The 24,295-nt window shown below is 54.2% G+C and carries 18 protein-coding genes and 1 tRNA gene; 12 read left to right on the top strand and 7 right to left on the bottom strand.

All coding sequences use genetic code 11. The features are described 5' to 3' along the window. The first annotated feature begins 40 nt into the window (after positions 1–40). Genes OQ371_RS06615 through OQ371_RS06605 form a run of 3 tightly spaced genes read left to right on the top strand, consistent with a single transcriptional unit; the run spans position 41 to position 4,122 of the window. Positions 41–1,855, top strand: coding sequence for an ABC transporter ATP-binding protein (locus OQ371_RS06615; RefSeq protein WP_265993004.1), 1,815 nt, complete (start codon positions 41–43; stop codon positions 1,853–1,855). A 24-nt stretch (positions 1,856–1,879) separates the two neighbouring features. Further along, on the top strand, positions 1,880–2,311 hold the full coding sequence (locus OQ371_RS06610; RefSeq protein WP_265993003.1) for a Fur family transcriptional regulator: 432 nt from the start codon (positions 1,880–1,882) through the stop codon (positions 2,309–2,311). Continuing rightward, positions 2,311–4,122, top strand: coding sequence for a MutS-related protein (locus tag OQ371_RS06605; RefSeq protein ID WP_265993002.1), 1,812 nt, complete (start codon positions 2,311–2,313; stop codon positions 4,120–4,122). The genes OQ371_RS06610 and OQ371_RS06605 overlap by 1 nt, the downstream gene beginning before the upstream one ends. On the opposite strand, the gene OQ371_RS06600 is transcribed toward OQ371_RS06605, so the two are convergent. From OQ371_RS06600 to OQ371_RS06585, 4 genes are all read right to left on the bottom strand, one after another. After that, a complete protein-coding gene (locus tag OQ371_RS06600; protein ID WP_265993001.1) occupies positions 4,112–7,225 on the bottom strand; it encodes a GEVED domain-containing protein in 3,114 nt (1,037 codons plus the stop codon). The genes OQ371_RS06605 and OQ371_RS06600 overlap by 11 nt on opposite strands. A 281-nt stretch (positions 7,226–7,506) precedes the next feature. Next, on the bottom strand, positions 7,507–8,718 hold the full coding sequence (locus OQ371_RS06595) for an ATP-grasp domain-containing protein (protein WP_265993000.1): 1,212 nt from the start codon (positions 8,716–8,718) through the stop codon (positions 7,507–7,509). Between the two features lie 106 nt (positions 8,719–8,824). Next, on the bottom strand, positions 8,825–10,294 hold the full coding sequence (locus tag OQ371_RS06590; protein ID WP_265992999.1) for a leucyl aminopeptidase family protein: 1,470 nt from the start codon (positions 10,292–10,294) through the stop codon (positions 8,825–8,827). 30 nt (positions 10,295–10,324) lie between these two features. Next, a complete protein-coding gene (locus OQ371_RS06585; protein ID WP_265992998.1) occupies positions 10,325–11,392 on the bottom strand; it encodes an alpha/beta hydrolase in 1,068 nt (355 codons plus the stop codon). Between the two features lie 170 nt (positions 11,393–11,562). Between OQ371_RS06585 and OQ371_RS06580 the strand changes: the two genes are divergently transcribed. Beyond that, positions 11,563–13,203 carry a carboxylesterase/lipase family protein gene (locus OQ371_RS06580; protein ID WP_265992997.1) on the top strand — a complete coding sequence of 547 codons (1,641 nt, stop codon included), beginning with the start codon at positions 11,563–11,565 and terminating at the stop codon, positions 13,201–13,203. Between the two features lie 277 nt (positions 13,204–13,480). Here OQ371_RS06580 and OQ371_RS06575 read toward each other — a convergent pair. After that, a tRNA-Phe gene (locus OQ371_RS06575) sits at positions 13,481–13,553 on the bottom strand. Positions 13,554–13,618: 65 nt separating this feature from the next. On the opposite strand from OQ371_RS06575, the gene OQ371_RS06570 reads away from it, so the two are divergent. The 5 genes from OQ371_RS06570 to msrC all read left to right on the top strand — a co-directional run bounded on the left by OQ371_RS06570 (position 13,619) and on the right by msrC (position 18,221). Further along, a complete protein-coding gene (locus tag OQ371_RS06570) occupies positions 13,619–14,959 on the top strand; it encodes a 4Fe-4S dicluster domain-containing protein (RefSeq protein WP_265992996.1) in 1,341 nt (446 codons plus the stop codon). A gap of 131 nt (positions 14,960–15,090) precedes the next feature. Next, complete coding sequence (locus OQ371_RS06565) at positions 15,091–16,365, top strand: hypothetical protein (protein WP_265992995.1); 1,275 nt, start codon at positions 15,091–15,093, stop codon at positions 16,363–16,365. A gap of 6 nt (positions 16,366–16,371) precedes the next feature. Further along, positions 16,372–17,172, top strand: a complete 801-nt coding sequence (locus OQ371_RS06560; RefSeq protein ID WP_265992994.1) for a (Fe-S)-binding protein — start codon at positions 16,372–16,374, stop codon at positions 17,170–17,172. Between the two features lie 58 nt (positions 17,173–17,230). Further along, positions 17,231–17,728, top strand: a complete 498-nt coding sequence (locus OQ371_RS06555; protein ID WP_265992993.1) for a hypothetical protein — start codon at positions 17,231–17,233, stop codon at positions 17,726–17,728. Between the two features lie 4 nt (positions 17,729–17,732). After that, positions 17,733–18,221, top strand: coding sequence for a free L-methionine (R)-S-oxide reductase MsrC (gene msrC / locus OQ371_RS06550; protein WP_265992992.1), 489 nt, complete (start codon positions 17,733–17,735; stop codon positions 18,219–18,221). A gap of 18 nt (positions 18,222–18,239) precedes the next feature. Here the strand turns inward: msrC and mnmC2 are convergent, their stop codons facing one another. After that, positions 18,240–18,917 (bottom strand): tRNA (5-methylaminomethyl-2-thiouridine)(34)-methyltransferase MnmC2, encoded by a 678-nt coding sequence (gene mnmC2 / locus OQ371_RS06545; RefSeq protein WP_265992991.1) that lies wholly within the window; start codon positions 18,915–18,917, stop codon positions 18,240–18,242. 31 nt (positions 18,918–18,948) lie between these two features. Here mnmC2 and OQ371_RS06540 point away from each other — a divergent pair, with 31 nt between their 5' ends. Then, positions 18,949–19,422, top strand: coding sequence for a DUF4293 domain-containing protein (locus OQ371_RS06540; RefSeq protein WP_265992990.1), 474 nt, complete (start codon positions 18,949–18,951; stop codon positions 19,420–19,422). 77 nt (positions 19,423–19,499) lie between these two features. On the opposite strand, the gene OQ371_RS06535 is transcribed toward OQ371_RS06540, so the two are convergent. After that, positions 19,500–20,432 (bottom strand): KpsF/GutQ family sugar-phosphate isomerase, encoded by a 933-nt coding sequence (locus OQ371_RS06535; RefSeq protein WP_374761437.1) that lies wholly within the window; start codon positions 20,430–20,432, stop codon positions 19,500–19,502. A 133-nt stretch (positions 20,433–20,565) separates the two neighbouring features. On the opposite strand from OQ371_RS06535, the gene recQ reads away from it, so the two are divergent. Continuing rightward, a complete protein-coding gene (gene recQ / locus OQ371_RS06530; RefSeq protein ID WP_265992988.1) occupies positions 20,566–22,773 on the top strand; it encodes a DNA helicase RecQ in 2,208 nt (735 codons plus the stop codon). A gap of 85 nt (positions 22,774–22,858) precedes the next feature. After that, on the top strand, positions 22,859–24,148 hold the full coding sequence (purD, locus tag OQ371_RS06525) for a phosphoribosylamine--glycine ligase (RefSeq protein WP_265992987.1): 1,290 nt from the start codon (positions 22,859–22,861) through the stop codon (positions 24,146–24,148). Positions 24,149–24,295: the final 147 nt, after the last annotated feature.

The raw sequence follows: 24,295 nt of genomic DNA, 5'->3' as shown, positions 1-24,295 counted from the left end.
TTGATAGTAAATAAGGTTGGCGAGCTAACCGAAAAAGAGAATGGCAAAGCGAGGAAGGAGTTCGGAAGAGAACGAAGAAGATAAAAAAGTAAAAGTGACCCGGGATGCCCTGCAAAAATCGCTGCGGCTGTTCCGGTTCATTAAACCGTACCGGGGGTATTTCATCGTCGGCCTGGTGTTTCTGCTGCTGTCGTCGGCCACCACACTGGTGTTTCCGAAACTGCTGGGCGATATCCTGAAAGTGGTGGAAAACAATCTGGCAGCCGGATCGCTGAACCAGTTGACCCTGCTGCTGTTTGGTCTGCTGGTGGTGCAGTCGGCGTTTTCGTTTGCGCGTGTGTACCTGTTTGCGCAGGTCAGCGAGCGGGCGATGGCCGACGTTCGGCGGGCGGTGTACAAGAAAATCATTACCCTGCCGGTTTTCTTTTTCGAACAACGGCGCGTGGGTGAACTGACCAGCCGCATTTCGTCGGACGTAACCCAGTTGCAGGATGTGCTATCGACCACGCTGGCCGAGTTTCTTCGCCAGATCATCACGCTTTTTGCCGGGGTTGTCCTGATCTCGTTTACTTCGCTGAAACTGACGGGCTTCATGCTGGCGACGGTGCCGGTGGTGATTTTAGCGGCCATTTTCTTCGGAAAATTCATCCGGAAGCTTTCGCGGAAGGCCCAGGACGAACTGGCCCAGGCCAACGTCGTGGTGGAAGAAACCCTGCAATCGGTCAATGTTGTGAAAGCGTTTACAAATGAACCTTACGAGGTTCGGCGGTATTCGACGGCGCTGGATAAGGTGGTGCAGAACTCCCTGCGGGTGGCTAACTTCCGGGGTGGGTTTGTTTCCTTCATCGTCTTTGCGCTTTTTGGCGGAATCGTCGGGGTGGTCTGGTACGGTGCGCGGCTGATGCTGGCGGGTGAGCTGACCTTTGCGCAGCTGGTGACGTTTGTGATTTACACCATGTACATCGGTGGGGCCGTGGGTGGTTTAGGGGATTTGTACGCCCAGATTCAACGGACCATCGGTGCCTCGGAGCGGATTCTGGACATTCTGGAAGAACCCTCCGAACTGGAGATTCCCGAACACGATCAGCCTGCACGAATTGCTCCACTCCACGGTGATATTCGTTTCGAAAACATCCATTTTTCCTATCCGTCGCGGCCCGATGTGGAGGTGCTGAAAGGCGTTTCACTCCAGGTACCGTCGGGGCATAAAATTGCGCTGGTGGGGCAGAGCGGTGCCGGAAAATCGACGATTGTGCAGTTGCTGCTGCGGTATTACTCCATCAACGGTGGCTCGATCACCGTCGACGGGCAGCCCATTCAGGACATCGACGTCCGGCAGTTACGACAAAATATTGCCGTTGTTCCGCAGGAAGTTATCCTGTTTGGCGGGACGATTTTTGAAAACATTGCCTACGGTAAACCGGGTGCCACCGAAGCCGAAGTGCTGGAAGCCGCCCGTAAGGCCAACGCCCTGGAGTTTATCGAATCCTTTCCGGATAAGTTTCTGACGATTGTGGGCGAACGGGGGGTGAAACTGTCGGGTGGTCAGCGGCAACGGATTGCCATTGCCCGCGCCATTCTGAAAAACCCGGCCATTCTGGTTCTCGACGAAGCCACCAGTTCCCTGGATGCCGAGTCGGAACGGCTGGTGCAGGAAGCGCTGGACGAGTTGATGCAGAACCGCACAACCATTATTATTGCGCACCGCCTGGCTACCATCCGGAAAGTGGATACGATTTACGTCATTCGCGAAGGCCAGATCAGCGAAACCGGCACGCACGAGGAACTGAGCACGCTGGAAGACGGCTTGTATGCCAATTTGGTTAAATTACAATTTGAAACAACGGATAGTTAAAACGCCGGAATGGCTTTTACGCTTATGAACGCTGCCATAAAACAGACGCTGGATGATTTCCATCTGCGGCATACGAGTTGTCGGGAAGGCGTATTGGATACCTTTTTTGCGGCCAACTACGCCCTGGCCCACCACGATATTGAGGAGAGCCTGAAAGCGGATTTTGACCGGGTGACCATCTACCGGACCCTCAAAACGTTTGTCGACAAGGGCATTCTGCACAAAGTTCTCGACGATGAAGGCGGTTTGAAGTACGCGCTTTGCCGCGAAGCCTGCGCTCAGGATCACCATCATCACGATCACGTGCATTTCAAATGTGAAGAGTGTGGTCAGACGACCTGCCTGGAAAACACCCTGATTCCGGCTGTCAGTCTGCCTTCCGGATACAGTCGTAAAGAAACCAATCTACTCATTCAGGGCGTGTGTTCGCTTTGCAATAAAAACACCGCGCTCTGATGCCCCAGTCGATTTTTGCGGAACGCGAAACCCAGTTTTTGCAGGAAGAATTAAAAGCCCGGGCTGCGTATAACCGGTTGGCCATCGTTCGGGTCGTCTGGTTTGTTGGCTCGGCTTTTCTGCTTTATTTTCTAATCGATGGGGGGCAGGACCTCGCGGCAATTGCTGTGGGTTTGCTGGCAATTGTAGGATTTCTGGTGCTGCTGAAACGCCACCAAATCGTGCAGCGCCGACGGGACCGCGCCCGCTGGCTGGCTTTCATCAACCGTGACGAAACCAACCGACTGGAGCGCAAGTTTCTGCGGCCGGAAACCGGGGCCGGTTTTGCCGACGCCAACCATCCGTACGCGGGCGATCTGGACGTGTTTGGCAACCATTCGCTTTTTCGACTGCTCAACCGGACGCACACCTACGAGGGAAGCCGCAAACTGGCGGCTTATCTGCTGTCGCCCGTACCGGTTAGCGAGGTACTGCTTCGGCAGGATGCCGTTGCCGAGCTAAAACCGTTGCTTGACTGGCGGCAGGAACTGTCGGCTTTGGCTTACCTCAACCCTACCGTGGGCGATTTTCCCGAAGAACTAAAAAGTTGGGCGACCAAACCCGATGAGCCATTGCCGGGCTATCTGGCCATTGCCCGCTGGGTGTTTCCGGCCATTACGCTAGTTCTGGTGGGTTTATGGATGGCAGGTACGGTGCCGGGCTGGGCGGTAACGGCTTCCTTGCTGGTGCACGGTTTGCTGCTGGGGCAGGTGGCCGAGCGGGCCAAAAATGCCAGCGAAAAGACCTTTGCCATGTCGCAGGCACTGAAAACCTATCGCGACCTGTTAAAACACCTTGAAAATCCGCGCTTTCAGTCGGCTATTTTGCACCGGTTACAAACCGTGACAAACCTGGAAAACCGGTCGGCCGCCGACGCCATTGGAAAGCTAAGCCAGTTGATTGAGAACCTGAACTTCCGCCGGAACCCGTATTTCTTTCTGCTGATCGGTATTGCTACCCTCTGGGACATTCATCACCTGCAGGCCCTCGACCGCTGGAAGCGCGTCTACGGTCCGCACCTGGCCGACTGGCTGGATGCACTGGCTGAGGTTGAAGCGCTCAACAGCCTGGCGGGGCTGGCCTACGCCCACCCGGAATACGTTGTTCCCGAATTTAACGAGGAAACGCTGGAACTGGGTGCGCAGCAGGTTCGGCACCCCATGCTGAAAACCGACCGTAGCGTGGCAAACTCGCTGAAGATTAACGGTAACGGGCAAACCATTCTGATCACCGGGTCCAACATGTCGGGCAAGAGCACCTTTCTGCGGACCGTTGGAACCAACGTTGTGCTGGCCCTGGCGGGGGCGGTGGTAGCGGCTGAGCGGCTAGTTTGCTCGCCGGTGCAGGTCTTCACCAGTATGCGAACGCAGGACTCTCTGGAAGAAAATACTTCTTCATTTTACGCCGAACTCAAGCGCCTGAAAACGCTCATCGACCGCACCCGGCAAGCTTCTAACTGGCCCGTCCTGTATTTTCTGGACGAAATCCTGAAAGGCACCAACTCGGCCGACCGTCACCGGGGGGCACGGGCGCTGATTTTGCAACTCCACGAAACCACGGCGTCCGGTTTTGTTTCGACCCACGACGTCGAACTGGGCGATCTGGCCGCAACGCATCCGTTTGTCCATAACTACAGCTTCCGCTCCGACGTGGTCGACGGGAAACTGCATTTTGACTACCAGTTGCAGGCCGGTGTTTGCCGGAGCTTCAACGCCAGCCAGCTGATGCAGTCGATTGGTATTCAGATACAGGATGACGCCCTTACCGAATAAGCAGAATTCGCTGCCATTCCGGCGTGCCGTTCTGGTTCAGCAAAAGGATGTACGAACCGGGTTCCAATCCGGCCAGACTGAGCGAAACGCTATACGCCCCCGCCGTTGACGCGGCACTGTCCAGTAACGTTTTAACCACCACGCCCGACGGATTGACAAGCCGGATGGTCACGGGGCCATCATCATGGCGGAGCCGGTAATCGACGGTTATTGCCCCCGTGGTCGGATTAGGCGAAACCCGCAAACTTTTTTCCTGCATCAGCCCATCTGCCGTCAACCGGGTCAAGAGATCCGGCGCTTCGGATAAGCGTACTTCCGATACAAAAAAAGCCGGGGGAAACGGCCCGTATACGCGGCCGCTGGGCGTTCGGACGGTCACTACGGCGCTGCCCGCGGTGGTTCCGGGGCCGCAGGCTGCCCGCACCTGGGAAATCCGATAGGTGGTAGTTTGATTTGGGGCAACATAGAGATAGAAACGGCTAATGGGCATGGTGAAGCTGAAGTTCTCGCCCGTGCTGGCGCTGATGGTCAGGCTCCACGGTCCGGTACCGGTCAGCGAAATATCCAACGGAGTGCTTTGCCCGGCCGTGATCGTTGCGTTTCCGGTCAGGCTGGCCGTCAAACCCGGGCACCCCGCGCCAGCTTCCAGCGAAACCGTAGCCGAGCCGGTGGTTGTTCCGGTTCCGCACGCATTGCCAACGCTGGCGACGGTGTACGTGGTAGTCTGGGTCGGATTGACCATGAAGCGAAACGGGTTTTGCGTCAGATTCGTGAAGGTTTGTCCGTTCGATAGCGTAAAGTTGTAGGGGGGCGTGCCCGTAAAATTGACCTGAAGCGTTGCCTGCTGGCCGTTCGCAAGGGTTGTGCTGCCCGTTAATGTGGCCGTGGGCAGAGTACAGGGTCCCCGGACGGTGATCGTTGCCGAGCCGGAACGGGAGCCGGTTCCGCAACTATTGCGTACCTGCTCAATCTGGTAAGTTGTGGTCTGCTGGGGCGCCACGTAAAGATTAAACGGCGAAACAGACATCGCAAATGGATAGGTCTGCCCGGTGCTGGCGCTGATCGTCAGACTCCACGGACTGGTACCACCCAGGGATATTGCCAGCGGTACGCTCTCACCACTGTTGATGGTTGTACTTCCGGTCAGGCTGGCGGTGGCGGGTGGCTGAATGGCAAAAGCCGTACTAACCTGGCTGGTTATGGCCGGACTGGAAGCCACGATCCGGACGCGGTACCCCGCACCAACCGGGGTGGTAGCGGGAATGGTAGCCTTGAGCGGGCTGGCCGTACCACTCGTGGGAATATCGATAAAATTGCTGCCGGTGGCATTAGACAGTTGAACTTTAAAGGTGTTGCCCGCCGGAAAAGAGCCCGTCGTTGAAAACGGAACGCTGATTTGCGCCCCCGCGCAAACTGTGGTAACCACGCCGATGCTGATGGCGGGCGGTGTTGCCGACTGAAGCAGTACCGCATAATCTTCCGCTTCCCCTTTGCCGTACAACAGGCTGCACGGGTCATTTACTTCGGTAGGATCCGGCGGGACCAGGCTGGCGATACGGACGCGCATATACGTTGGTCCGGACAAGGCGCTGGCCGGGACGGTAAAGGATGCGTTCAGGCTGGTTCCGGATACCAGTTTCTGGACGGGCGCGAGCACGCGTTCATTAGCTCCAAAACTACCATCGCGGTTATAATCAATCCAGACGGCGGCATTTGCCTGGTTGAGTAACTCAAATTTCCCTTTGAGCGTCAGTGAATAGCTTTGACCAGCAGTAAGTGTAGCTGGAGAGAGGGACGCTGAAAAATCGGCGTAAGAACCCGTGGAAAAACCGGAACCCACATTGCTCAATAATACGGTATTGGGTGCGGTTTGCAGAATTACATCGTCAATGCCGACATTGCCGTTGGCGGGCGAGTTGGGGTAAGGCGAAAAATAGCGGGGAATGCAGTATAGCAAACCGGCATTGAAAGCCACCGTGTTGCTGAGCGAGCCGGTTGAAGTGTTGGCGGGTCGGATGCGGTAATGATAGGCTGTCGAAGAGGCAATACCGGCGTCGGTGAACGTGGTGACATTGGGAGATACACCACCGATGGCGCTGAAATTTTCGGGGTTTCCTACTGCGCGTTCGATTAGAAAACCGGCCTCATTGGTGGAGTTGTCCCGCCAGGTAATCTGCGCTCTTCCGCTGATTTTGGTGACGGAAAGCAGCGTAGGAGCCGCAACGGTACTCGGTGCACGGGTGTAATTTCGGGTGGGCGTGGGGTTCTGAAGCCAGTAGGCCAGGCTGGCGGCCATAACCTGCTGCTGACCAGCCGTAAACCGGGCCGCGGGCGTACGCGAGCATTGCCAGCCCGACATCACATTGTCCACCATAGGGCGGTAAGGCCGTCCCTCCGCATCGGCTAGCCCGCCTTTGTACGTGCAGCTCCCGTCGTCGGTATTGCCCCCACCGGGCAGGTCCCAGGGATCGGCGGGGGTGTCACAGATCAGGTCTGCGGCAGTCGCGCAGTTTGCGCCCGAAACCAGCTCCTGTCCGTTGCCAAAGGTATGAAGCAGACTAAAATGGTGGCCGAACTCGTGCGTAAGCAACGCCGGAGTCAGACTCGAAATCGTCAGGATTACATTGTCTCCACCAAACCCGCCGTAGTTGATACCGTTGATGGTGAGCGAGTTGACGACGAATAAGTTGGCGGCTGCCGGATCCCGATTCGCTGCGATAAACGACTGGTTGGCTGACCATTCCAGGTTGTAGGCTGAAGAATTATTAATGAAATTAGGCCCCGATCCAACCAGGTAAAACTGAATTCCGGCGGGTAAAAACTGGGTGTTCATTCCCGCCAGTGCTGTCAGAAGGTTGCTGATTTGAGCGCCCCCCGTTCCGTCGCTGTTCCGCACAAAATAGGCCTTCAGCGGGATGTAAGTAAGGGTTCCGGTGGCGACCCGCTTCTGTTTTGCCATCGCCTGATGCTGCGTCAGGATCGACTTTAGCCGGTGAATTTGTTCGCCTGAAGCGGGAGGAGTGGCGCAGAAAGGCTGGGCGCTAATGACAATGCTCTTGAAAGCTAAACAGAGCGTGAGACAATGGGAAAGAAGACGTTTCATGGTCTGATGCAGATAAGGCTATCATAGTTCTCAAGTAAATAATGGAAATAACGTGGTTAGGAACTCCACAGATTCTGCAGCGCAAACGGGAACCATGGAACACGGGTGTACTCCAGATGTATCCAGGCGGTTTTGTAATCTTTAAAATCGTTATTTGTATAACCAAATAAATCCGTGTCTGGTTTAAATTTTCTCGTAAGAGTAAAGCGCGTAAGGCTGGCCCACATGGTTTGAACATCCGTGGGAGATTAGTACGAAAGAAGGGTGCCTAACGGGGCGGGTTAGTTGGTGGGTCGGTCTGGAACGGGTGCAGACGCGTGGTATTCCTGGTAAATTCGCTCCATGTAAGCATCGAGCAGTTGCAAAACCCGTTCGCGTTCGGGCGCTTTGACGATGAAGCCGACGTGGTATTCCCTGTTCATGCGCCAGACAATTTCTTTATCCGTGAAACCGTCGGTGTTCGGCCACTGCTGGCGGGCGAGGGAGATGATCAGACCGGCGTACTGGTTCTGTACCGCCGGCAACTGGTACGGTTCATTGCGGGCAATCGCGCTTTCGAGCCTGGCCCATTCCCGCCAGAGATTGATCCCCGATGAGGCTTCAACCAACTCGGCAATGTTGGCCCCACCCACGCGCGAAGAGGTTTCCAGAAAATAAAACTCCCCATCGTGGTCGCCCAGGATAAACTCGGAATGGGAGGCACTGGACTGCATCCGGAACGCGTTCAGAACGGCTTCGTTCAGGTCATGCAAGCGCCGGGCTTCGTCGGAATCAAACGGTAAAACCGCCGTCCGGAAAACGCCCCCGCCGTGGGCCACATCCATCGGAGTGGCCAGGTACTGGCTCGCGCGGGTGAACAGAATCGTGCCGTCCTGAGAGAGCGAATCGACGTGAAAAACCCGTCCCGGCTTAAACTGTTCGATCAGAAACTGGTGCCGACGGTCGCCCAGTGAATGAATGACCTGCCAGGCTTCGTCCAGCGAATGGACCTTCTTGATGCCGGTGGCCGAAGCTTCGGAGCGGGGTTTGATGAGCCAGGGCGCTTCGGTGCTGCGCAGAAATTCGGTAACGGTTTCGTCGTGAAACAAACTGCTGAAGGCCGGAACCCGGATACCGTCGGCAGCCGCCCGCATCCGCATCGCCAGTTTGTCGCGAAAAAAGCGGGCCGTGGTTTGACCCATGCCGGGAATCCGGAACGTTTCGCGCACCAGGGCCGCTTTCTCCACATCAAAATCATCCAATGCCACCACCCGGTCAATTTTCCGGGAGCGCATCGTGTGCGCCAGGCCGGTGATCAGGATGTCCAGATTCTGCGACGAGTTATCCTGCGACGGCAGGTAGAAAAACTCGTCAACGGCTTCCCGGGGCCAGGGCTGGTCGGCCAGTTTCTCGTACGTCAGCAGATAGACGGTATTTCCCGCTTCCTTGCAGGCTTTCAGAAAGGCTTCCCCCTTGAAGTACGTCGAGATGCAGAGAAAGGACAGTTGGGACATGATTTATGACGTAAATGGTTTTGATCGTTAAAATGGTTTTATGATTGAATTGTTTTGGCAGTAGGGTGAGTTTTGACCTGGACCCTTTAACCGCGCTTGATCCTCTTTATCCGTTTAGATGCTGCAGGAAATCAATCAAAAGCCGGATGCCAAAACCCGTTGCGTTTTTCTGGGTCCCAAACTCCGTATCGGCAAAAGCCATTCCGGCAATGTCCATATGCGCCCAGGCCGGATGCGATTCCGTAAAGACTTCCAGGAACTTGGCGGCACTGATTGCCCCGGCCACCGGTTTGCCGCTGAAATTTTTCAGATCGGCCACATCCGATTTAATGTCTTCTTTGTATTCATCCCAAAGCGGCAGCGGCCACAGTTGCTCCCCGGTCTGGCGGGCCGATTGGAGCAGTTGGGCCGTCAGCTCATCGTTGTTGCTGAACAACCCGGCGGCATGGTATCCCAGCGTTGCAATGACGCTGCCGGTCAGGGTGGCCAGATCGATCAGCACGTCGGGCTGGAAGTTACGCACCATGTAACCCAGACCATCGGCCAGGATGATGCGGCCTTCCGCGTCGGTATCAATTACTTCAATGGTTTTGCCGAGGTAGGAGCCAATCACGTCGCCGGGTTTGGTTGCCTGCCCGTCCACCATATTCTCCGTGGAAGGCACAATACCGATGAGGTGAACCGGCAACTGAAGTTTCGCGGCCACCTCCATTGTGCCCAATACCGCAGCCGCCCCGCCCATATCGCTTTTCATGAGGTGCATGTTGGTCGACGGTTTGATGGAAATGCCACCCGTGTCGAACGTAATGCCCTTGCCGACGATCCCCACCTTTTTGGCACCGGGCTGATCGGTCGGTTTGTATTCGGCGATGATAAAAACCGGCGGGTGGGCGCTGCCCTGGTTGACACTCAAGAGAGCCTGAAGCCCCCGCTCTTCCATTTCGGCTTTATCGAAAACCGTTACCGAATAACCGTGCCGTTGCCCGGAAGCCATCGCCCAGTCGGCCAGCGTCTGCGGAGTTTTGTAGTTGGACGGCGAATTCATCAGGTCCAGCATCTGCCGGTGCGTGTCGGCAAGGGCTTCGGCGCGACGAAGGGCCTGCTCGGAAGCGAGTTGCTGGTGGTCGGTTACCTGAATGGTCAGGCGGCCTTCTTCAGCATAAAAATCCGTTGGTTCGGCTTGGTCCGTGACGTGTAGTTTCAGGTTATAGCCCCCCCAGCGGATTCCCAGCAAAACAGCTTCGATCGTTTCTGGCTCGAAGCCGCTCAAATCAACGGCGACGGTCTGGGTCAGCCGGGTCTTTTGCCGGAAAAAAAGATCCCGAAAAGCCCGCAGCCAGACGATGGCCGTCGGCTGTTTTCCCAGGCCGAGCAGGTAAATTTTTTTTCCGTCGGGTTGATAGAGGGAAAGAGCTTCTTTGAATTCGGCTTTGAAATCGTGCTGCAGGACCGCTGCGTTCAGTTGGAAACGGTCGGCCAGCGTCTGAAGCCTATGGGCCAGCTCGTCCGTCTGCTGAACGGGAATGACCAGCGTATGGGCCGTTGAGGATGGGCTGGAAGTCAGTTGAATGGTCATAAGTAAAGGCGAATACCGCAAAGGTAACAATCAGAAAAACAACCACTCCACCGCCCTCGGAAATTCCCGGCTCCAGCGGCTTTCATTGTGTTCACCGTCCGGGTCGATAGAAAGTTCAATTTCCAGCGTTTCGTGCCCCTTTCTCCGCAGCAGCGATTTTTGCAGGCGCTCCATCGCCGGGACCATAAACCGCGACTCCTGTTCTCCGCCGTACAGGTACACGCGCGTCGGCTCCGGGGCGTAAAACCGCAGACTATCGGCGTAGACTTTCGGCGTGGTCCAGAGCGCGGGCGAAAATACCATAAGCTGTCCAAACACCGTCGGGTGGAGCAAACCGGCATACACGCTGATCAAACCGCCCATCGAACTACCCCCCATGCCGGTGGCGGTGCGCTCGGGCCGGGTGCGGTAAGTGGCGTCAATATGCGGTTTCAAGGTGTGAACAACAAAGTCGAGGTACGCGCGGCCCCGTCCCTGAGCCAGTTCGGAATTATACGGCAGGTATTCGGCAATGCGCTCTTCTTCGCCGTGGTCAATGGAAACAACAAGAATGCGGTGGTGCTGCCGGTGGGCCAGCACCGCCAGTTTCTGGTCGATATTCCAGTTGCCAAACGGCGATCCTTCGCCAAATAGATTTTGCCCGTCGTTCAGGTATAAAACCGGATAGCGGTTTTGGGTAGCCTCGTAGTCGTACGGCAGCAGCACCTGAACCCGACGGGTCGTATCCAATTGGGGCAAGCTGAAGGCATGGCTCACCAGATCCGTTCTGGGCAGAAAATCCGGGTTGAAGGGCAAGCCGTTCCACCGCCAGTGCGGAACGGAATCCTGCTGAACGCCGGACGGCGACTGAAACACTCGGTTGGGTACACTTTCTCCGGCCGCACTCAACTCGACCGAATCCCAGCCGCCCCGCGTGTATTTGTATTCGGGCGGTTCTTCAACCGCTAATTCGCCCGGAAGCTCAATGGAATACTGCCCGGGCGCCGTTTTGTGCAACTTAAATTGTTCGGCATCCGGCTGCCACTGGCAAAAGCTACCGGAGACGAACACGGGCCGGTCGTCGTCGGGGGTCGTTAGTTCGAGTCGAATTGGGAACATCAGGGATTTAGTTGGATTCTTTTGGTTGGGCTTACCCAACTTTGAAGCATTAATTCTCAGTTTTAATAATTATTATTGCTCCCTAACGCGGTTTGTTCGACTAACTCAGGGAACGGTCCGCTTTACTACTTGTTCCAATCGTTTTATCAAGACAGATGAAATAGAAACCCATGAAAAACCTTTTAATCCTGACAGTATCCGCTCTTTTAGTCGCTCGTCTGGTGGATGCGCAATCGAGTAAGTCCACGGCGGCTCCGCAGGTGAAAACCGCCAACGGTATGGTGGAGGGCGTCACCGAATCCAGCGGAATCCGCGCTTTCAAAGGGATTCCGTTTGCGCAGCCGCCGATGGGCGAGTTGCGGTGGAAAGAACCCCAGCCCGTCAAAAACTGGCAGGGCGTTCGGAAAACGGTCAAATTCGGTCCCCGGGCGATGCAGCGGCCCATTTTTGGCGACATGGGTTTCCGCTCGGACGGCATGAGTGAAGATTGCCTTTACCTGAACGTCTGGACGCCCGCGAAGTCGGGAAAGGAGAAACTACCGGTTCTGGTGTATTTCTACGGCGGTGGATTTATGGCCGGTGACGGTTCGGAAGGCCGTTACGACGGCGAAAGCATGGCAACCAAGGGCATGGTAGCCCTGACGGTCAACTACCGGCTTGGGGTGTTTGGTTTTATGGCTCATCCGGAGTTGACGAAAGAGTCGCCCCACCGTTCGTCGGGCAATTATGCGTACCTCGACATGGCGGCTGCGCTGCGCTGGGTTCAGCAAAACATTGCGGCTTTTGGCGGTGATCCCAAACGGGTTACCATTGCCGGGGAGTCGGCGGGTTCGATTGCGGTGAGTGGTCTGATGGCGTCGCCCGTGTCGAAAGGGTTGATTGCCGGGGCGATTGGTGAAAGCGGTTCGCTGCTGGGTGGGCTGCCACCGGTGCCGTTGACGGCGGGCGAAGAGAGCGGTCTGGCGTTTGCCAAAGCCGTTGGGGGCAATTCGCTGGCGGATTTACGGGCCATACCGGCCGAACAGCTACTCGAAGCCACCGGCAAACCCGGTGCGCCCCGGTTTAGCGCAACCGTAGACGGGTATTTTTTCCCGAAGGCACCGCTCGACATTTATACGGCGGGAGAACAGGCCCACGTACCGCTGCTGGTCGGCTGGAATTCGGAAGAAATGAATGCGCGCGCCATTCTGGGCCAGGAGAAACCCACGCCGGAAAACTACGCCAACGCGGTCCGGAAACTCTACGGCGACCGGGCGGAGGAGGTGCTGAAGTTGTATCCGGGTTCAACGGAGGAGCAGGTGCTGGAGTCGGCGACGGCTCTGGCCGGTGATCGTTTTCTGGCCTACAGTACCTGGAAATGGGCGGATTTGCAGAGCAAAACGGGGGGCGGGAAACCCGTCTACCGGTATTATTATTCGCGTCCGCGTCCGGCGATGGTGCCTGAGATGGGCAATGCCGCACCCGGTCTGGCCGGTGGGGTAGTGAAATCAACGGATGCCAATGCGGTAAAAATTCCACCCGCCCGGGGCGCGGTGCACTCGGCAGAAATTGAGTACGCCATGGGCAATCTTTCAAAGAATAAGGTTTATGCCTGGACGCCCGAGGACCACAAGGTCTCGGAGGTGATGCAGAACTTTTTTGCGAATTTCGTCAAAACCGCGAATCCGAACGGGGCTGGGTTGCCCAACTGGCCCGCCATCAACAGCGGCAACAGCGTGCAGTACATGCAGATTGATGTTAACACGCGGCTGGAAACCGAAAAGGACCGGGCGCGGTATCTGTTCCTGGACCCGTACTACACGAAGCAATAACGAATTAGAGTGTTGGAAGCGGGGGCGGTTTCAGAAGCGGCTCCCGCTTTTTTGTTTGATGGCAACTGACTTTTTAGCGGCTGTTTCTGACAAAATCGGTTCTTCGATGCTGCGTTTAAGTCGACTAGTTTCGGAAAAACTTTTGAAACATTATTTGCACCGGACGGCCGTCTGATTTTAATTGCCGCCCCTTTTCGCTAACAAACCGATCCGTCGCCATGTTGTACCAAAATAAAAAAGCAGTTACAACATTTTGTCGTAACTGCTTCGTTTTTAGTGGTGATGGACGGAATCGAACCGCCGACACAAGGATTTTCAGTCCTTTGCTCTACCAACTGAGCTACATCACCGAATAGCACAAGTGGTGTTTTTTGTGGGTGCAAAGGTAGTAGTTTTTTTTATTACACCAAATACTATGTCAATTCTTCAACAAATTTTATTTCTGGCGGCCCTGGCAGCAGCGGCCTGGTTCCTGACGCGACGCATCAACCTAATCCGGCGCGCCATCCAGCTGGGAAAAGCGGAAGACCGCACCGACCGGCCCGGCGAGCGGCTGAACATCATGCTTCGTGTGGCGTTCGGGCAGAAAAAAATGATGACCAACGTAACCGTCGGGCTGATGCACTTCGTGATTTATGTCGGCTTTATCATCGTCAACATTGAGGTGCTGGAAATTATACTGGACGGTATTCTGGGCACCCACCGGCTGTTTGCGCCCTACCTCGGCGGGGTCTATCCGTTCCTCATCAACACGTTTGAAATCCTGGCGTTGGGTGTCTGGGTGGTTTGTGTGGTGTTTCTGATCCGACGGTACGGAACGAAAGTGGCGCGTTTTCAGCCGGAGCGCCACCGCGAAATGGGGCGTTGGCCCCGCACCGATGCCACGCTGATCCTGGTCTTTGAAATTCTGCTGATGACGGCTTTTCTGTGCTGGAACGCATCGGATACCGTCCTGCGACAACGGGCTGTTGGCCATTACGGCGAATTGTCGGGCTTGAAGCCGTTTGTAATCAGCCAGTTTTTGACACCGTTGTTTACGGGCTGGAGCGATACGGCGCTGGTGATCGGAGAGCGGCTGACCTGGTGGTTCCACATTCTGGGTATTCTGTTCTTTGCCGTTTACCTGACCTATTCGAAGCACCTGCACATCGTTCTGGCATTCCCCAATACGTATTTTTCGAATCTGGCTCCCAAAGGCGAGATGAAAAACATGCCGGAAATTACGAAAGAAGTGCAGCTGATGCTGGGCGTTGCGCAGGCGGATCCGGCCGAAACTCCGGCCGAGCCGGGTCGCTTCGGGGCCAAAGATGTACGGGACCTGACCTGGAAAAACCTGATGGACGCCTATAGCTGTACCGAATGCGGACGCTGTACGGCGGCTTGCCCGGCCAACATAACCGGCAAAAAACTTTCTCCGCGGAAAATCATGATGGACACCCGCGACCGGCTTGAAGACATCCAGCGGGGCTGGCAAACAAACGGCCCGGACTTTGACGACGGCAAGACCCTGCTGGGTGACTACATCACCGCCGAGGAAATCAACGCCTGTACCACCTGCCAGGCGTGTGTGCAGGAGTGCCCCGTCAACATCAACCCGCTGGAAATTATCGTGCAGCTCCGGCGGTATAAAATCATGGAAGAGGCTCAGGCCCCGGCTTCCTGGAATGCCATGTTCAGCAACGTCGAAAACAACATGGCTCCGTGGAAATTTTCGCCCGGCGACCGCTTCAACTGGGCTGAGCAGGTGAATCAATAGCCTGCTGGCCCGCGCCGGAATTTTGGCCCGCGCCCGCATCGTACGGAAAAACTGCCTACTTTTACGCTGGTATCCGCTCCAACCTGAATTGGGGGAAAATTAATGAGCCTGGTGGGCGTTTCCCTATTGATATGTCAGTAGTCCTTTTCAAGATAGCGATTGCGTTTTTTGGCTCGTTGGTCACCCTAGCGCTGGTTCGTTTCCGGCATTTGTTGAGCCAGTTGAGTTTTCGCCAGCAGGGGCCGGTTATGCTGATGTTCTTCATCCTGCTGCGGGTCGTGCCGTTTCTGATCGTCTACGTCGGGCTGAAGCAGGAATCGGGGTCCGATGTGCCGGTTTTCTACGATGCCGCCGTGCACGCCCTGCGCGGAGAGGTGGTCTACCGGGACTTCTGGACGCCCTATAGCCCGCTCTTTCCGTACATCACGGCGATTTTTCTGCCGTTCTGGAACAGTCCGAACGCCATTATTTTCCTGATGATTCTGGTCGAAGGAGCGACGCTCTGGCTGACCTGGCGGGTTTATCAGGCGGAATACCGTGATATTTTTCCGCGAATGCTAATCTACCTCACGCTGGTCGGCCCGATGGTTTTGTGCGTGCTGGGCGGACAGGAGGACATCTGGATGTGGTTTTTTGGGGCGCTTTCCGCCCTCGTCTGGCAACGCACGCAGGACAGCCTCTGGATTGGGGTGGTGATGGCGGTGGCGCTGATGGTCACCAAAGCGTTGCCTGTTCTGCTGCTGCTCCCGTTGTTTTTTCTGGTGCAAAAACCGCTGCGCTACGTGCTTGGCCTGGCCGTAACGGGACTGCCGGCGCTGGGCGGGCTGGTGGCTCTGGTCGGAACGAAATTTACGGCGCCGATGTCCATTGCGGAATTGCCTTTTGCTCCCAATCTCTGGACGGTTCTGAGCCCGCTCATCGGCGATTTCCGGCCTTACTCGCGCGCCCTGCTCTGGGTTGGTGTCGCGCTGACGGTGCTCGTCACGTCGCTAGGGGCCATTATCCTGAAGCAGCGTATGAACTACGCCAAAGCCCTGCCAATTCTGTGGACGCTGTGTTTTTGCTTTATGATGTTTATCCACAAAAACTCCTTCAGCAATTACGCGTTTATCTTTCTGATGCCCATGTTGATCAACGTCATGGATTTCCGGAACCGTCGATTGCTCGCCCTGTTGATCCTGTTCAACGCGCTGGTGGTGATCCAGCCTTCTTACTGGTGGCGGATCCACAATCCGCTTTTTATCCGGTGGAGGGATTTGCTCTCCCGCGAAAACTTGATTGAATACGGGATGGAGCTAGCAATCCTGGGCTGTTTGATGTACTTTATGGTTCATCTCTACCGAATCATCGCGCATGGTCACTATCAGGCCATCAACTCGCCGGTAGAATATCCATCAACCCGCTAACCAACGATGAATACCGAAACGAATTACCGTGTGCCGACGATGGCCGAACTGGCCGCTAACGGCGAAGTCCCGGAGGTGCTCTTCTGGGTGGGCTGCGCCGGCTCGTTCGATGATCGCTATAAAAAAGTAACCATTGCTTTTGTTAAAATATTAAACCACGTCGGCATCAAATTCGCCGTTCTGGGAACGGAGGAAACCTGTACGGGCGACCCGGCCCGCCGGGCCGGAAACGAATTCCTGTTTCAGATGCAGGCGATGGCGAACATTCAGGTGCTGGACGGATACGGCATCAAAAAGATCGTAACGGCTTGTCCGCACTGTTTTAATACGCTCAAAAACGAATATCCGGAGCTGGGCGGTACCTACGAAGTACTGCACCATTCGCAGTTTCTGCAACAACTGATCAACGAAGGAAAAGTGACCCTGAAAGGGGGGGGGGACTTCAAGGGGCGCCGGATTACGTACCACGATTCGTGTTATTTGGGGCGCGCCAACAAAATTTACGAAGCACCGCGCGAGGTGCTGCAGGCACTGGACGCCGATCTGGTTGAGATGAAACGCTCCCGGACCAAAGGGCTCTGCTGCGGAGCCGGGGGAGGGCAGTATTTCAAAGAACCGGAACCGGGCCGGAAGGATGTCAACGTCGAACGAACCGAAGAAGCGCTTGCTACCGGTGCCGACACCATTGCCGTGGCCTGTCCGTTTTGCATGACCATGATGATCGACGGGATTAAAAACAAAGACCGGGAAGATTCGGTCAAAGTCTACGACCTGGCGGAACTCGTTGCCAAAACGCAGAGTTTGTAGAAGCAGAAGACGGAAGAGAAGGCGATCAGGCTTTTTTCGTTTAAGTCAATGAAAGTGTATGTGGACGTCATTTAATCAACTCCCCGATACGGCGCGCGTCTGGATTTACCAGTCGGCCCGCCCGCTGACCGACGCTGAAGTGTCGGCCATTGAAAACGAATTGCAGCCCGCCGTTGATAACTGGGCTGCCCACGGAACACCGTTGCTGGGTTCGGTGCAGTTGCTGCACAACCGGTTTTTGGTGGTCGGTGTCGATGAAGGGCATCACCTGCCGAGCGGCTGCTCCATCGATGCGTCGGTGCGCTGGGTGCGGGAAATCGGACTTGCGCTGAAAACCGACTTCTTTGATCGTTCGGCGGCTTTTGTAACCGCCGACGGGGCGATTGAAACCGTAGCGTTGCCGCAGATCAAAGCCGCCGTAACGGAAGGCCGTATTACGCCGGAAACGACGGTTTTCAATAACCTTGTGGCTACCAAAGCCGAGCTGGCCAGCAACTGGCGGATCAAAGCCGAAGATTCGTGGCTGAAACGGTATTTTAAAACAACAGTAGCCTGAATCCATGGCTGAAACGCTGATTCTTCCCGAGACGGCCAACCGGCGGGAAATCTACGAAAGTTTGTTGCCGCAGCTTCAGGCGCTGACCGACGGTGAGCCGGATCTGACGGCTAATCTGGCCAACATTTCGGCGGCACTGAAAGAAGCCTTTGGCTTTTTCTGGGTCGGGTTTTACCTCCGAAAAGACGAGCAACTGGTGTTGGGGCCGTTTCAGGGACCCATTGCCTGCACCCGCATCAATTTTGGGAAAGGAGTCTGCGGAGCCAGTTACGCCCGAAAAGAAACCATTTTGGTGCCGGATGTCGAGCAGTTTCCCGGTCACATTGCCTGTAGTTCCCTGTCGAAGTCGGAAGTCGTCGTTCCCGTTTTTGACCGAAACGGCGAGGTAGCTATGGTACTGGACGTCGACAGCGACCAACTGAATGATTTTAGCGAAGTGGATGGGCAGCACCTGGAAAAGGTAGCCGTGCTGATTACCTCGTTGTTGCCATAACTCAATTGCAACCCCCGGTCACTGCCTGACGGCCCGCAAAACCTCCCGTTTTCGGGCTGGGCCGGGGTGTTTTTCTACCAAAAAACCGGCGGCTTGCAGGTTCCGCTTGACGTAGCCCTTGGAGCAGTAGGTGGTAAGCAAACCGCCTGGGTGCATCAGCGTGGCGAGGTGCTCAAAAATTTCCGGTGTCCAGAGTTCCGGTTGCGCTTCCGGTGCAAATGCGTCATAATAAACCAGATTGAACCGCTCTTCCGTCCGAAAATCCTGCAAACGACCTTCGCACTTTAGAAGCTGAAAGAACGGCGTAATGGCCAAGGGCCGGTTCCAGGGCGCTTCGTGCAGGGCATTCAGGTAATGACTTGCCAATAGTTCATCAAAATTGAGCTGACGGGCTTCTTCCAACGGAATCGGGAAGGCTTCCACGGCTGTATATTTAACCGCTCGCTCACTTTTTACGGCTTCCAGCATCGTCAGCAAGGCATTCAGGCCCGTACCAAAACCCATCTCAAAAACGCTGATTTCGGTGAAACGCTCCAGAGCGGCTTCCAGGCCCAACTGGATAAAAACCCGTTGCGATTCCTGCAAAGCGCCAAAAATGGAGTGATAATGCTGGTCAAATTCAGAATTATAAACCGAACTAGAACCGTCGGCGGTCAAAACCACGCGTGATTCTGTTTTCTTTTCAATATTCCCCATTGTATCTTCGCAAACTCAAAAATTTCATATTATGCTTCAACGCATTCAAACCATATTCCTGTTCCTGATTGCCGTGTCCATGGGCGTGTTGCTCGGTTTCCCGATCTGGGATAAAACCGGCCTGAGTTCCGCCGAAACGGCTCGTCTGACGGCTTTGCAACTGGTTTATACCAAAGGAATCTCCTCGCAAATTACGCCGGTTTATTACCTCGCAATTATGGCGGTCGCCGTGGCAATCATCGCATTGTTCACCATTTTCAAGTACCGAAACCGGCTGTTGCAAATGGGCCTGTGCGCCATTAATGCCATTCTCCTAACGGCTATCATGGGTTTTGTCCTATATCTGACGCTCTACAAAGGCAAAGATTTTTTCAATCCGGACGATCAGGGCAACTTTGGAATTGGTTTTTATGCCATCGTTGCCGCCCTGATTTGCAATATGCTGGCCAACCGCTTCATCCGCCGGGACGAGAAACTGGTTCAGGAATCGAACCGCCTGCGCTAAAGAGTTAAAAGTGAAGAGTTAAAAGTTGGCTGACGCTTTCTTTCCAATTCTTAATCCTTCATTCATAATTCATCACCCTACACCAATCCTTCTTTCAGCAGATCGTGCAGGTGAATAAAACCTTTGATCTGGTTCTCGACCGCAACGATTAGTTGGGTGATGCTACGGTTCTGCATGATTTCGAGGGCGTGAGTGGCATAGTCATCGGGATGAATGCACAGGGGCGAGGGGGTCATGATGTCCGACGCACAGAGCCGTTCGAGTTGCAGGGTGTCAAACCGGTTGAGCATCCGCCGTAAATCGCCGTCCGTAATAATGCCCGTGAGCTGGCCATTTTCATCGGCAACCGCCGTAGCGCCCAGCCGTTTGGACGTCATTTCCAGAATGACTTCGCGCATGGTGGCCTGAGGAGAAACCGTTGGAATTTCGTGATGTGGATAAATATCACTAACTTTTAGGTACAACTTCTTACCCAGTGAACCACCGGGGTGAAATCGGGCAAAATCCTGACTGGTAAATCCCCGGGCGTTGAGCAGGCTAACCGCCAGCGCATCGCCGAGGGCCAGGGCAACGGTAGTGCTGGTAGTAGGAACCAGGTTGAGCGGGTCGGCTTCGGTGGCGGCATACGCTTTCAAAACAAAATCGGCCTGCTGGCACAGGTACGAGTTGGTTTGGGAAGCCATTGCAATGAGTTTGACGCCGGTACGCTTCAGGAGGGGCACGAGCACTTTAATTTCGGGTGTATTCCCGCTTTTTGAAATGCAGACGACCACGTCGCTGACCTGAATCATGCCCAGATCACCGTGAATGGCGTCGGCGGCATGCATAAAAATGGCGGGAGTGCCAGTTGAATTGAGGGTGGCGACAATTTTCTGCCCGATTATTGCACTCTTTCCAATACCGGTAACAATGACCCGTCCGGTGGTTTGCAGAATGGTGTCGACAATTTGTTCAAATTGTTCATCGATACAGTCAATGGTTTGCCGGATCGCTTCCGATTCTGCAAGCAAAACTGCCCGAGCCGTAGACTGAATATTTTTTTTTACTAATTTCAATGTGCTTTTGTCAATCGGTTTTTAACTAATTTTATAAAGGCAAAGATACAATCAAATAACGTGTACAGTAACCTTCCGCAGTTTTGAGATGACGACGCAGCTAGACCCATCAGTACAGGTATCTCTAAAAGAAAAACTCAAAGAGATATTTGGATTCAGTCAATTCCGGGGCGACCAGGAAGCCATTATCCACAATATTCTGGCGGGTATTAATTCATTTGTAATTATGCCCACGGGAGCTGGCAAGTCCCTGTGTTACCAACTTCCGGCCATTGCTTCGGAAGGAACGGCCATTGTTATTTCGCCCCTGATTGCCCTGATGAAAAACCAGGTCGATCAGATGAACGCTTTTGGTATCAATGCCCAGTTTCTGAACTCGACGCTGAGCAAGGCGGAGATGAACAAGGTCAAAAAAGATACCCTGAACGGTACACTCAAACTGCTTTACATTGCCCCCGAATCGCTGACGAAGGAAGAAAACCTGGATTTTCTCAAGAAAGCCAATATTTCGTTTGTCGCCATCGACGAAGCGCACTGTATTTCGGAATGGGGGCACGATTTCCGCCCTGAATACCGCAAAATCCGGGGTATTATTGACAACATCGGTAATCTGCCGGTTATTGCCTTAACGGCCACCGCCACTCCTAAAGTACAGCAGGACATCCAGAAAAACCTGCAAATGGAGGATGCTCACATCTACAAAACGTCATTCAATCGAAAGAACTTATACTACGAAATCCGCCCGAAGACGGATGCTAAAAAGCAGCTGATTCGGTACGTCAAAAACAACAAGGGAAAGTCGGGAATCATCTATTGCCTAAGCCGCAAGACGGTTGAAGAAATCTCGGAGTTACTGAATGTTAACGATATCAAGGCGTTGCCGTACCACGCCGGACTGGATGCGCAGACACGCATGGCTAATCAGGACGCGTTTTTGAACGAAGACGTGGATGTGGTCGTAGCAACCATCGCCTTTGGGATGGGGATCGATAAGCCGGACGTGCGGTTTGTGATTCACTACGACGCCCCCAAATCACTGGAAGGTTATTACCAGGAAACCGGCCGGGCGGGCCGCGACGGGCTGGAAGGAAACTGCCTGATGTTTTACAGCTACGACGATATTGTCAAGCTGGAAAAATTCAACAAGGACAAATCCGTTACCGAGCGCGACAACGCCAAACATCTGCTGATGGAAATGGTGTCGTATGCCAACCTGGGCGTTTGCCGCCGGCGGCAACTGCTGAGCTACTTTGGTGAGTATCAGGAAAAAGACTGCGGATTCTGCGACAATTGCACGAAGTCAACGGACAAGTTCAAGGCGCAGGATGAAATTGTGCTGGCGCTTCAGGCCGTGCTGCAAACCGATCAGCGGTTCGACACCGCCCACCTGTCGGATGTTCTGACGGCAACCGAAAATCAGTACGTCACCAGTTACGAGCACCACAACTTGCCGGTTTACGGGAAAGGAAAAGAGTTTAACGAAAGCGTTGATTTCTGGTGCTCACTGATCCGGCAGATCACAATCTACGGTTTTCTGGATAAGGACGTCGATAATTACGGCGTTCTGAAACTCTCGCAGAAGGGGCAGAACTACATCGAAGATCCGTATCCGGTTACCTTGTCGAAAGATCACAACTACGAGGTTGACGAGGAAAAAGCCGAAGACGAGGACAAAGAAACCACGACCTCATCCGGGGGCGCTTATGACGAAGCCCTGTTGGGTCTGCTGAAAGCCCTGCGTAAAAAGATTGCCAAGGAGAAAAACCTGCCTCCGTACGTTATTTTCCAGGACCCGTCCATCGAAGAAATGGCCACCACCTACCCGACAACCCGGGAAGAAATGGCCCAGATCAACGGGGTTGGTATGGGAAAAGTCGTTAAGTTTGGCAAACCGTTTATCGACCTTATCGCCAAATACGTCGAAGAAAACGACATCGAGACCGCCAAAGACGTGGTGGTGAAATCGATGGTCAACAAATCGAAGGTCAAGATTTTCATCATCCAGCAAATTGACCGGAAGGTGGATCTGGAGGAAATTTCGGAGGCAAAAGGGTTGACGATGGAAGATCTAATCGAGGAAATTGAGCACATCTGTTATTCCGGCACGCGCCTGAACCTCGATTATTACATCAACCAGATCATGGACAGCGATCGGCAGGCGGACATTTACGATTACTTCATGCGGGCCGAAACCGACAACATCGGCGTTGCCATGCGGGAGTTTGCGGGCGAAGATTTCTCAGAAGAAGAAGTGCGGTTAATGCGGATTAAGTTTTTATCAGAAGTAGCTAATTAAGTGAAGAGTTGAGAGTCAAAAAGTAAGGGTTGCTGACGAAATGACTCTTACTTGTTAACTCTTAACTCTTGATTCTTAACTCATAATGAACATACTAATTCTTGGTTCGGGCGGAAGGGAACATGCATTTGCCTGGAAAATAGCACAGAGTCCGCTATGTCACAAGCTGTTTGTTGCCCCCGGTAACGCCGGAACTGCCCTGATTGCAACGAATCTGCCGATTTCCTTTAACGATACGGAAGCCATTGTACAGGCTCTCCAGGACCAAAAAATCGATTTGCTGGTCGTTGGGCCGGAAGAGCCGCTGGTGAAAGGACTGGTCGATAAGCTACGGCTCCGGAAAGAGCTGGCGAATTTACGGATCGTCGGACCCGATCAGCGGGGCGCTCAGCTCGAAGGCAGCAAGGATTTTTCCAAGCAGTTTATGCAGCGGTACGGTATTCCGACCGCATCTTCACGAACCTTCACCGCCGACACCCTGGACGAGGGGCTGACCTACCTGGAAAGCCATTCCCTGCCCATCGTTTTGAAAGCCGATGGACTGGCCGCCGGAAAAGGGGTTATCATTTCCGAAACCGTGGCCGAGGCCAAAACCGTCCTGAACGACATGCTGGCTGGTGGCCGGTTTGGCGAAGCGGGTCACAAAGTGGTTATTGAGCAATTCCTGAGGGGAATCGAATTGTCGGTATTTGTGCTGACGGATGGGGTAAACTACAAAATCCTGCCCGAAGCGAAAGACTACAAGCGAATCGGTGAGGGGGATACCGGGCCCAATACCGGCGGCATGGGGGCTGTTTCCCCCGTGAAGTTTGCCACCGCCAAATTCTTGCAGAAAGTCGAAGAAAAGATTGTCAAACCGACTTTAGCGGGTTTGCAGCAGGAGGGGATCCGGTATCAGGGTTTTATTTTTATCGGGCTGATTAATGTCAAAGAAGAGCCGTACGTTATTGAATACAACGCGCGCATGGGCGATCCGGAAACGGAAGTCGTGCTTCCCCGAATTCAAAATGATTTTGTGGAATTGATGGTTGCAACGGCCGATGGCGAACTGGATAAGGTGCAGTTGCAGGTTTCCCCCCAGACGGCCGTAACGACGGTCGTGGTGTCGGGCGGTTATCCTGATTCTTACGAGAAAGGAAAGTCCATCACGGACCTGGCCACCCTGGAGGACGTAACGGCATTTCATGCCGGAACCAAACCGGGTTTCAATGGGCATGTGTTAACGGATGGTGGCCGGGTTTTGGCCCTGACGGCATTGGCCAATTCGCTCGAGAATGCCGTTATGAAGTCGCAAAAAGCCGCCCGCACAGTGCAGTTTGAGGGTAAATATTATCGAAAAGACATCGGACTCGATCTACTCCGGTATCCGGATTGAAAAAGATTTACATTTGAGCTAACCGCCCCAAATAAGGGCGGTTTTTTTGTTTATAATCAGTATGTATGAAACTCTCGTTATATAGTATAAATACTTACTAAGTAATTAAGTTGGACGCCGATTAATAAATTATACTTAGCTGTATTT

Origin of the sequence: Larkinella insperata (assembly GCF_026248825.1) — a bacterium.
GTDB lineage: Bacteria > Bacteroidota > Bacteroidia > Cytophagales > Spirosomataceae > Larkinella > Larkinella insperata.
Note: the sequence above shows the minus strand (reverse complement) of the source record. Positions and strands in the feature narration are given on the sequence as shown.

Coding starts and splice junctions, on each gene's coding strand:
- OQ371_RS06615 (WP_265993004.1), top strand. CDS start 41: ATGGCAAAGCGAGGAAGGAGTTCGGAAGAGAACGAAGAAGATAAAAAA.
- OQ371_RS06610 (WP_265993003.1), top strand. CDS start 1,880: ATGAACGCTGCCATAAAACAGACGCTGGATGATTTCCATCTGCGGCAT.
- OQ371_RS06605 (WP_265993002.1), top strand. CDS start 2,311: ATGCCCCAGTCGATTTTTGCGGAACGCGAAACCCAGTTTTTGCAGGAA.
- OQ371_RS06600 (WP_265993001.1), bottom strand. CDS start 7,225: ATGAAACGTCTTCTTTCCCATTGTCTCACGCTCTGTTTAGCTTTCAAG.
- OQ371_RS06595 (WP_265993000.1), bottom strand. CDS start 8,718: ATGTCCCAACTGTCCTTTCTCTGCATCTCGACGTACTTCAAGGGGGAA.
- OQ371_RS06590 (WP_265992999.1), bottom strand. CDS start 10,294: ATGACCATTCAACTGACTTCCAGCCCATCCTCAACGGCCCATACGCTG.
- OQ371_RS06585 (WP_265992998.1), bottom strand. CDS start 11,392: ATGTTCCCAATTCGACTCGAACTAACGACCCCCGACGACGACCGGCCC.
- OQ371_RS06580 (WP_265992997.1), top strand. CDS start 11,563: ATGAAAAACCTTTTAATCCTGACAGTATCCGCTCTTTTAGTCGCTCGT.
- OQ371_RS06570 (WP_265992996.1), top strand. CDS start 13,619: ATGTCAATTCTTCAACAAATTTTATTTCTGGCGGCCCTGGCAGCAGCG.
- OQ371_RS06565 (WP_265992995.1), top strand. CDS start 15,091: ATGTCAGTAGTCCTTTTCAAGATAGCGATTGCGTTTTTTGGCTCGTTG.
- OQ371_RS06560 (WP_265992994.1), top strand. CDS start 16,372: ATGAATACCGAAACGAATTACCGTGTGCCGACGATGGCCGAACTGGCC.
- OQ371_RS06555 (WP_265992993.1), top strand. CDS start 17,231: ATGTGGACGTCATTTAATCAACTCCCCGATACGGCGCGCGTCTGGATT.
- msrC (WP_265992992.1), top strand. CDS start 17,733: ATGGCTGAAACGCTGATTCTTCCCGAGACGGCCAACCGGCGGGAAATC.
- mnmC2 (WP_265992991.1), bottom strand. CDS start 18,917: ATGGGGAATATTGAAAAGAAAACAGAATCACGCGTGGTTTTGACCGCC.
- OQ371_RS06540 (WP_265992990.1), top strand. CDS start 18,949: ATGCTTCAACGCATTCAAACCATATTCCTGTTCCTGATTGCCGTGTCC.
- recQ (WP_265992988.1), top strand. CDS start 20,566: ATGACGACGCAGCTAGACCCATCAGTACAGGTATCTCTAAAAGAAAAA.
- purD (WP_265992987.1), top strand. CDS start 22,859: ATGAACATACTAATTCTTGGTTCGGGCGGAAGGGAACATGCATTTGCC.